The organism is Pseudoalteromonas sp. bablab_jr011, from assembly GCF_016464045.1.
Taxonomy (GTDB): Bacteria; Pseudomonadota; Gammaproteobacteria; order Enterobacterales; family Alteromonadaceae; genus Pseudoalteromonas; species Pseudoalteromonas lipolytica.
Window position 1 is genome coordinate 1 of the sequence record NZ_JACDWU010000035.1, and the last position, 9852, is coordinate 9852.

Consider the following 9852-nt stretch of genomic DNA (forward strand, 5'->3'; position numbering starts at 1 on the left):
AATATTACCGCGGTTAACGAGGGCTTGATTATAGTGAGACCAGTTTGTGATTTTGCTCATTGTTGTTGCACGGGCTAGTAGGATATAGATGATCTGATCACAGGCTGGCAAGATAGTTCAAACTTTTAGGAAACAACGCCCTTGGTACCCTAATTAGCACGATTGCTTTGGTACTATTTGCTTTTTTTATTGGTGTAGAAATCCCCCGTACTATGCCGTTTATTTTTGCCTGGCTTTGCTTACTTACAGTGGGTGGCGCACGTATTGTTGTACGTGCGATGATTGGTAAATTAACAACAGCAAATAAAGAGTCGGTTATTATTTACGGTGCGGGTTCGTCGGGCCGCCAATTAGCTACAGCTTTAGGCGCTGGGCCTGAGTATTTTGTACGTGCATTTATAGACGACGACGAAACTAAGCAGGGCTCTATTATTCAAGGTATTCCTGTTATTGCCTTTAAAGATATTTACGACCTAATAAACAGAGGTAAAGTAAGCAAGGTTTTACTGGCAATGCCAAGTGAGAGCCGAGCGCGTCGTAAACAAATTTTAGCGCAACTTGAGCCGCTTTCTATTAAAGTGCTTTCTATTCCTGGTATGGCCGATGTAATTGAAGGTAAAGCTAAGCTTTCTGAGTTTAGAGATGTTGAAATAGAAGACCTATTAGGCCGCGATTGTGTGGCACCTAAAGCAAACTTATTGGCCGCTAATATTAAAAATAAAGTGGTTATGGTAACCGGTGCTGGTGGCTCAATAGGCTCAGAGCTTTGCCGCCAAATAGTAAAACAAAAACCAACAAAGCTTGTGTTGTTCGAGTTAAGTGAGTTTGGTTTATATTCAATAGAAAAAGAGTTAGCAGAGTATATAGTTAATAACCAACTTAATGTTGAGCTAATCCCAATTATGGGTTCTGTACAGCGCATTAACCGTATTGAAACAGTAATGATAGCGTTTGGTGTGCAAACTGTTTATCACGCCGCAGCCTACAAGCATGTACCTTTAGTTGAACACAATGTGGTTGAAGGTGTACGCAATAATGTTTTTGGTACTTATTACACGGCTAAAGCCGCTGTGAATGCCAAAGTTGAAACCTTTGTGCTTATATCTACCGACAAAGCAGTGCGCCCTACTAATGTAATGGGGGCTACAAAACGTATGGCAGAGCTGTGCCTGCAAGGCTTGGCTCAAAATAAAGGCAAAAACCATAACACACGATTCTGTATGGTAAGGTTTGGTAATGTTTTAGGCTCAAGTGGTTCGGTAGTACCATTATTCCGCAGGCAAATACGTGAAGGCGGCCCAATAACGTTAACTCATCAAGATATTACTCGCTTTTTTATGACCATTCCCGAGGCCGCACAACTGGTTATACAAGCGGGCGCAATGGGCAAAGGGGGCGATGTATTTGTACTTGATATGGGTGAGTCGGTAAAAATTATCGATTTAGCCACAAAAATGATTCGTTTATCTGGCTTTGAAGTAAAAGATAAAACCAACCCGCATGGTGATATAGAAATAGTGTGTACAGGCCTTCGCCCAGGTGAAAAGCTTTACGAAGAGTTGTTAATTGGTGACAATGTAGGCGAAACCTCGCATGAGCGCATTATGACCGCAAATGAAGTTATGCTGCCTCTAGCAGAGCTTAATGTATTTTTAGAGGCGCTTGATATCGCTTGTCATAACTTTGATCACGAAACTATAAGACAATTATTGTTAGACGCACCAACTGGCTTTAACCCGACCGATGGTATTTGTGACTTGGTTTGGAATGCTAAGCAAACAATAAGCCATAATATCAATGACTTTACAGAGCAAGGTAATGTGGTTAATTTAAAAAATTAACATTGGTAAAGCATAAGATTTAATAATTGATTTATGACACTCTGGTTTTAAATAAAGGATGAAAACTGAATGAAAATTGCAGTAGTCGGTACAGGGTATGTTGGCCTGTCGAACGCAATGTTATTAGCGCAACATAATAAGGTTGTTGCCTTAGATATTGATGAAAAAAAAGTTGCGTTATTAAAAGATAAAATATCGCCAATCGTCGATAAAGAAATTAGTGATTTTTTAAAAAATAAAACACTTAACTTTAACGCAACTACAGATAAAAACTCTGCGCTTTCAGGTGCAGAGTTTGTTGTGATTGCCACCCCAACAGATTACGACCCAGAGACTAATTATTTTAATACTAACTCTGTTGAGTCAGTGATTGCGGATGTTTTAGCAATCAACCCAACAGCGACTATGGTTATAAAGTCGACAGTACCTGTCGGGTATACAAAATCTGTAAAAGAAAAGTTTGGCACCAGTAATATTATTTTTTCGCCTGAATTTTTACGCGAGGGTAAAGCCCTTTACGATAATTTGCACCCGTCTCGTATTATTGTTGGTGAGCAAAGTGAACGCGCAAAGGTTTTTGCTAATTTGTTAGCGCAGGGTGCAGTTAAACAAGATATCGAGGTGTTGTTTACAGACTCTACTGAAGCTGAAGCAATTAAGCTATTCTCGAATACCTACCTAGCAATGCGTGTAGCTTACTTTAATGAGCTTGATAGCTATGCTGAAAGCCATGGTTTAGATGCTAAACAAATTATTCAAGGGGTAGGGTTAGACCCTCGTATCGGTAAACATTATAACAACCCGTCTTTCGGTTATGGTGGTTACTGTTTACCAAAAGACACCAAGCAGTTATTGGCAAATTACCAAGATGTGCCAAATAATATGATTGCTGCCATTGTTGATGCTAACACCACCCGTAAAGACTTTATTGCAAACTCAGTTATTAAGCGTAACCCTAAAGTAGTTGGTATTTATCGATTAGTGATGAAGTCAGGCTCTGATAACTTTAGAGCTTCGGCCATTCAGGGGGTAATGAAGCGTATAAAAGCGAAAGGAATAGATGTTGTAATTTATGAACCAACCCTTACTGATAAAGCATTTTTTAATTCTCGCGTTGTTAAGTCAATTGATGAGTTGAAGCAAATGTCAGATGTAATAATTTCTAACCGAATGGATAATGAGTTATTTGATGTAGCTGATAAAGTGTATACGCGCGATTTATTTGGCAACGATTAATAAAAAGTAAGTTAATAAATTTTAAAGTAAGTTTCCTACTTGCTTTAAGCAAAAAGGATTAGCATGAAGTATTTAGTTACAGGCGCAGCTGGCTTTATTGGTGCAGCTACAAGTCAAAAATTACTAGCGCAAGGTCATACTGTTGTTGGTGTTGATAATTTAAATGATTATTACGATGTAAATTTAAAACATGCCCGTCTAGCACAATTTGAACAACATGAAAACTTTACATTTATTAAGCTAGATATAGCCGACCGAGTTGAAATGACAGAGTTATTTACTAGCGAGAAGTTTGACCGTGTTATTCATTTGGCAGCACAAGCGGGAGTGCGTTACTCAATCGAAAACCCTAATGCTTATGCTGACTCAAATTTGGTTGGTCACTTGAATATACTTGAAGGATGCCGCCATAATAACGTACAGCACTTGGTATATGCTTCTTCTAGCTCAGTTTACGGCTTAAATGAAAAAACACCTTTTGAAACAACAGACAGTGTTGATCACCCTGTGTCTTTTTATGCTGCAACCAAAAAAGCAAATGAGCTAATGGCCCATAGCTACTCTCATTTATACAATTTACCTACCACAGGTTTGCGCTTTTTTACAGTATATGGCCCATGGGGTCGCCCGGATATGGCACCGTTTATTTTTACTAAAAAAATGCTCGATGGCGACACTATAGATATTAACAACAATGGCGATATGTGGCGTGACTTTACTTACATTGACGACATAGTTGAGGGTGTTGTTAGAGCCGCAGACGTTGTGCCTAAGCGAGATGAAAACTGGAAAGTTGAAACAGGTTCGCCTGCATCAAGCTCTGCGCCATTTAAGGTTTACAATATTGGTCATGGTAGCCCGATAAATCTAATGAAGTTTATTGAGGCGATTGAGTCTGAGTTAGATATTGAAGCTATAAAGAATTTCCGCGAAATGCAAGCGGGTGATGTTTATAAAACCTATGCCGATACGCAAGACTTATTTGCCGTAACAGGCTATAAGCCTGCGGTTGGGGTAGAACAAGGTGTAGCTGATTTAATCAGCTGGTATAAAGATTTTTATAACAAATAGTGGTTTTTGTATTGTGTGGTGTTTCAAACGCGCCAACAAAGCATGACGCTTATGGTTTGATGAAGGCGTGAAATTTATTTCACGCGATAATACCTATTAAATCTGACTTTTATGGGTAATAATTTTCCCATTTTATCCAGTGAAAATTAAAATAAAACCCATTCAGTTTGTATCTACTTTGGTACTGTTAGTTTGGTGTTATTGTAAATTAAATTATTAAATAAGGGACTAATTATGAAAGCTGTAATTCCTGTAGCGGGCCTTGGTACTCGCATGTTACCTATGACTAAAGCAATTCCTAAAGAAATGCTGCCATTAGTTGATAAACCGCTTATTCAATATATAGTAAATGAGTGCGTAGCTGCCGGTATTAAAGAGGTTGTACTGGTTACTCATAGCTCTAAAAATGCCATTGAAAACCATTTTGACACGAGTTTTGAGCTTGAAGCTACACTCGAAAAACGTGTAAAACGTACATTACTTGAAGAAGTGCGTTCTATTTGCCCTGAAGATGTAACCATTATGCATGTTCGCCAAGGCGAAGCTAAAGGACTTGGTCACGCTGTAATGTGTGCTAAACCAATTGTGGGTGATGATGACTTTGTAGTTGTATTACCTGATGTGATTTTAGACAGCTACACGGCAGACCAAAAAACCGAGAACATTGCAGCGATGATCAAGCGCTTTAATGAAGTTAAAGCAAGTCAAATTATGCTTGAGCCAGTACCGCAAGATAGCGTACATAAATACGGTATTGCTGATATTGGTGGAGTGCAAATTAAAGCGGGTGAAAGCGCTCCTATAAAAACCATGGTTGAAAAACCAAGCGCAGAAGATGCGCCTTCTAATCTTGCTGTTGTTGGTCGTTATGTATTGTCGAAAGCTATTTGGCCTTTACTCGCTAAAACACCCGCAGGCGCTGGCGGTGAAGTTCAGTTAACCGATGCGATCGACGAGCTAATGAAGCACGAAATTGTTGAGGCTTTTCACATGAGTGGCCGTGCACACGACTGTGGTGATAAATTGGGCTATTTAAAAGCTATTGTTGAATACAGCATGCGCGATGAAAAACTAGGTGCTGAATTCACTGACTTTGTAACGCAAATGGTTAACCCTACAGAAAGACACCTTAAAGCGGTTTAACAAAAAGATTTTAAATATAAGAAGTTAGACTTTAGTGGTTAGAAGTTAGTTAATAGCTTTTAACCACTTGCTTTATCCTCTCCCAAAATAAAATTTTGTTCAACGCAACTCGTCACTATTTAATTCGCACTATCTTCTTGTTTTTTGATTCTAATGTTATATTTACTTTAATTAAGGATTTTATAATTTTAACTCGGACTCACCTATGCCTAAATTTAATACCTTGTTTTTAAGCTGTGCTGCTGCATTAAGCTTGCCGGCTGCTGCAGAAGACATTAAAGCGTATCAATCATTCTCTGGTTACACAGGTTTAATAAACACCCCTAATGCAGAGGTGCAATTAAAAGGTACTGCCGATATTGGTTTTAACAATCAGTTAGATTTTCGTGGGCGGGAATATGTCGATGGCCATAACTTTATATTTTCAGCGGGGCTATTTAATGGCCTAGAAGTTAGCGGTCAAATAGCATCAAGTACAATGCACGATAATATGTATGCTAGCGAAGGGCGTGGGCAAATTCGCGATTTATCGTTCAATGCTAAGTATCAATTACCTTATATTCCAAAAAACTGGTTTAGTGTGGCTGTAGGCGCTAAAGATATAGGTGGTGCAGCCAATAACTACGAAACCTATTATGTGGTGGCATCAAAAGAGTTATGGGATTTTAGATTCAGTGCAGGTGTTGGCCGCAGTGACCGCCGCACAGGTGAAATGGACGGTGCGTTTGCGGGAATTGAGTGGCAACCACTTGAGTGGTTTAGTGTATTAACCGAGTACGATGCCGAAGCAGTAAATGCAGCTGCACGTATTACAGTACCTAAAAAGTGGCTTTACGATATTGGTGAGCTTACTTTTACCAGCCGCTTTTACAGCAGTACCGATTTTTCTGAAGAAAAAGACACCTATTGGGGTGTTAACTTTAGCCTACCGTTGTCTGATGAAGCTAAAAGTAATTACAAACCTGTTGAACCAGCGCCATACGTTGCACCGGTTAGCACTAAGCCAATGGCTAAAGTGAATGACCATGGTGTAGGGTTTATTCACACAGCCATGGCTCCAAAACTTGCAGAGCAACCTACGGCATTAACGCTTGCTAATATTAATAAAGCACCTAAAGAGCTGTCTAATGCAAATTTAGGTAACCAAGTTCAGCAATTAAAAGATGCTTTATTAAATGACGGCTTTGAAAATGTGGTAGTTGGTTTTAACACCAGTACAGTTTTTATTAATTTTGAGAACTCGGTATTTAACCGTAACAATGTAGACGCGATAGGTGTTGTACTTGGTCGCATTACAGAAAATGTTAGCATTGAAAACAAGCACTTTAGTGTTCAATTATCTAAGTCGGATTTACCACTAATCGCCATTCAGGGAAATATTGATAACTACCGTGCCTTTATAGAGCGTGGTATAAGCCCCGACTTAAATATTCAACATGGTCGAGCGAGTATCCCCGAGGGGGTTGTGTGGGCAGGTAAAGCACAAGCAAGCCCATACTTTAAGCCTCGTTTAACAGTAAGCCCAGTGCTTTCATCAACATACGCTACTGAGTTTGGTGTTTTTGATTACTCGGTAGGTGCACGTGCAACACTTGATATACCGCTTTGGAAAGGAGCGGGTATTAATGTGGCTGCGCAAACTATCATTGAAGAAAGCGATGACTTTGAAGACCGTAAAGTATTTGATAATTACAGCCTTGACGAAGGCATTGTAAATGCAAGTTTGTATCAAACCTTTGCGTTACCGTTTGGTTTTTATAACCAAACGCAAATTGGTTTTTATAAAGATTTTTTTGATTACAAAGCGATTATTAACGAAACAGCATGGCTCAGCCCTGAAGGTCGCCATAAAGTAAGTGCAAAATTAGGCTATTTTGATTTTGCTGATTACAGAGCGACTCGCGAGTATCAAACGCTTTCTTATCAATACAACTGGGTAGAACACGATATTACTTTACACGCCACCGGCGGTAATTATTTTTACGAAGACAGTGGCTATAAGCTAGAAAGCCGTTTTTGGTTTGGTGATAGCTACGTAGGTGTATATTATCAAGATACTGAATCGCAAAAAATAGGTGTCGCAATTAGCATTCCGCTTACTCCACGTAAAGACATGAATGTTACGCGTTATGGTCAGTTAAAAGGCCAAGCTGCGTGGCGTACTTCTGTTGGCACACGTATCGGTAATGATGTAAATACCCTAGTATTTAATGAAGCTTATGCGCCTACATCATCAATCACACTCGATAACACGGTGTTTAATAAAGGCCGCTTAAATGCAAGCTACATTTACAACAACCTAGCGCGCATGAAAGAAGCGTATGAGAGTTATAAATAACGACCTTTAGAAGCTAGATATTAGAAGTTAGTGGTTAGAGCCACTAGCTTCTAGTCTTTTATCAAAGCGTTGTTTTAGGCCCGTTAGCATTGCACCTAACTCTTTTGTTTCTTTGATCCAAAATTGTGCTTTATCTCGGTTTATATAGCCTATTTCTATACCAATATAAATTTGTGTTCTTGCTTCAGCAAGAGAAGCTCTCGCAATATCGATAAATCGACTTTTTTCTTTAAAACTTTCGCGACTAACCCCCTCTGCAATATTGCTAGGTACAGACAAACCTGAACGCGTTAACTGGTCTCGAAAGCCAAAATCTTTAATCTTAGTTGTTGATTTATAAATATCTGCACTTAACCGTGCCGAACGTTTCCATACATCTAAGTTTTCAAAATTCATAACAAATTCCTTGTGCTATTTTAATCTAGTTTCTAACCTCTAACCTCTAACCTCTAACCTCTAACCTCTAACCTCTAACCTCTAACCTCTAACCTCTAACCTCTAACCTCTAACCTCTAACCTCTAACTTCTAACTTCGAACCACTATTTCTATTTCTATTCCTATTCCTATTTCTTTTCCTAAAACCTGTTCGAGTTTTTTTGCTAATGTCTGTTTTGCTTGTTCATCGCCATGAACGATTTTAATTAAACGGGGTTTTTTACGCATACCGGTTACAAACTTAATTAATCCGGTTTGATCTGCGTGGGCGCTGTAGCCGCTAATTGTGTGTATTTGTGCGTTTATGGTTACTTTTTCGTTATTTATAAATACATAACCACCGCGTGGGCCATAGGTTTGAATATCGCGCCCAAGAGTTCCTTGTCCTTGGTAGCCTACAAAAATGACATCGGTTGTTTTGTCTGGTAAAAAGCGAGCAAGGTAATTCACAATTCGGCCACCGCTGCACATGCCACTTGCGGCAATAATAATGGCAGGCTGTTGTTTAGAATCTAAAAAGTTAATAAGTGCTTGATGCTCTTGGTGAGTGTCGATGGTATGTAACTGGCTAAAATCGAGCGGATGGCGGCCTTGGTTTATTCTTTTTTTAGCTTCGTCGTCCCACAGTTCTTTAAAGTGCAGGTACTCAGTCGTGAAATTTGCCGCCATGGGTGAATCTACAATAATTTGTAGTGTATGCCACATGGAGCGTTTACTCGCAGTATGAATAATCTGTTCAAGCTCGTATAGGAGCTCTTGCGTTCGGCCAATACTAAAGGCAGGTATAAGCACCACTCCGTTGTCGCTTACAGCTCGCTCAATAACCTTTTTAAGCATTGTTACTCGCTCTTTTCTGCCCTGATGGTTTTTATCGCCGTAGGTTGATTCAATAACGAGAGTATCAGCTTTATAAGGTGGCTTAGGAGTAGGTAACAGTGGTGTATAGGGGGCGCCTAAATCACCAGAAAAAACGACGCGATGTGTATTTGGTTTACTGCCAAGTTCAATTTCAATATAAGCGGAGCCTAAAATATGCCCAGCACGCTGTAAACGAAACTTTGTTTTTAGCTGTAAGTCATCGAGAACATGCCACTGATTAAAATCAATCGCAATAATTTGTCGTTTAAGTAATTTAAGGCAAGTGCGGATCATGCTTTCATCACGGGTGACGCCTACTTTTAAAGCATCTTCAATCACCATAGGCAGGAGTTTTGCACTTGCTAAAGAGGTATAAATAGGCCCTCTGAAACCTGCTGCGAGTAGGTATGGAATACGACCAACGTGATCAATGTGGCAATGGGTAACAAGAAGCCCTTTTAATGTTGAAATATCAAATTCGATATTAAGATCGTGTTTGCTTTCTTCTCCCTGAAACAAACCACAATCAACAAGTAAAGAAGCCGAGTCGTTTATGAATAGCTGGTGGCATGAGCCAGTTACGCCGTTCACCGCTCCATGGTGTTTTATATGCATAATATACCTTCGGTATTAATGGGGTAGTTTTCAGCATAGAGGTTATTGGTTGTTAGAGCAACGAGCAACGAGGCGCGGGATGCGAGCTATACCGTGAAGGTTGTTTGATATTGCTGAATGGGTTTGCTTTTTCGGCGTTAAAACGCCTCCCACATGTGAGGTGTGTGTCACTTGTAGGAGATGTATGGACTCCTCCCCTAAATAGGGTAAGTACGGTATAAAGAAATTGCAAAACCACTTTTACCAATAAGGAATCCATACATGTCAAAATTTAACTTAATTTGTATCGACTTGGCAAAAAATGTTTTTCAAGT

Annotated in this window: 6 protein-coding genes and 1 pseudogene; 5 read left to right on the forward strand and 2 right to left on the reverse strand. The window is 39.5% G+C overall.

Features of this window, described 5'->3' with window-relative positions:
• Positions 1-140: 140 nt before the first annotated feature.
• The 5 genes and pseudogenes from JIG41_RS01085 to JIG41_RS01105 form a co-directional block, all read left to right on the forward strand.
• Positions 141-1841 (forward strand): annotated as a pseudogene (locus JIG41_RS01085) (polysaccharide biosynthesis protein); the annotation flags it as partial.
• A 69-nt stretch (positions 1842-1910) separates the two neighbouring features.
• Positions 1911-3077, forward strand: coding sequence for a nucleotide sugar dehydrogenase (locus JIG41_RS01090; protein WP_199524130.1), 1167 nt, complete (start codon positions 1911-1913; stop codon positions 3075-3077).
• 63 nt (positions 3078-3140) lie between these two features.
• Positions 3141-4148 carry an NAD-dependent epimerase gene (locus JIG41_RS01095; RefSeq protein WP_199524131.1) on the forward strand — a complete coding sequence of 336 codons (1008 nt, stop codon included), beginning with the start codon at positions 3141-3143 and terminating at the stop codon, positions 4146-4148.
• Between the two features lie 234 nt (positions 4149-4382).
• Positions 4383-5291: a UTP--glucose-1-phosphate uridylyltransferase GalU gene (galU, locus tag JIG41_RS01100; RefSeq protein ID WP_199524132.1), complete on the forward strand. Its 909-nt coding sequence runs from the start codon at positions 4383-4385 to the stop codon at positions 5289-5291.
• A 205-nt stretch (positions 5292-5496) separates the two neighbouring features.
• Positions 5497-7629 (forward strand): YjbH domain-containing protein, encoded by a 2133-nt coding sequence (locus tag JIG41_RS01105; protein ID WP_199524133.1) that lies wholly within the window; start codon positions 5497-5499, stop codon positions 7627-7629.
• A 27-nt stretch (positions 7630-7656) separates the two neighbouring features.
• Here JIG41_RS01105 and JIG41_RS01110 read toward each other — a convergent pair whose 3' ends face one another.
• Together JIG41_RS01110 and JIG41_RS01115 are read right to left on the reverse strand one after the other, a co-directional pair.
• On the reverse strand, positions 7657-8025 hold the full coding sequence (locus JIG41_RS01110; RefSeq protein ID WP_199524134.1) for a four helix bundle protein: 369 nt from the start codon (positions 8023-8025) through the stop codon (positions 7657-7659).
• Positions 8026-8155: 130 nt separating this feature from the next.
• On the reverse strand, positions 8156-9538 hold the full coding sequence (locus JIG41_RS01115; RefSeq protein ID WP_199524135.1) for an MBL fold metallo-hydrolase RNA specificity domain-containing protein: 1383 nt from the start codon (positions 9536-9538) through the stop codon (positions 8156-8158).
• Positions 9539-9852 lie beyond the last annotated feature (314 nt).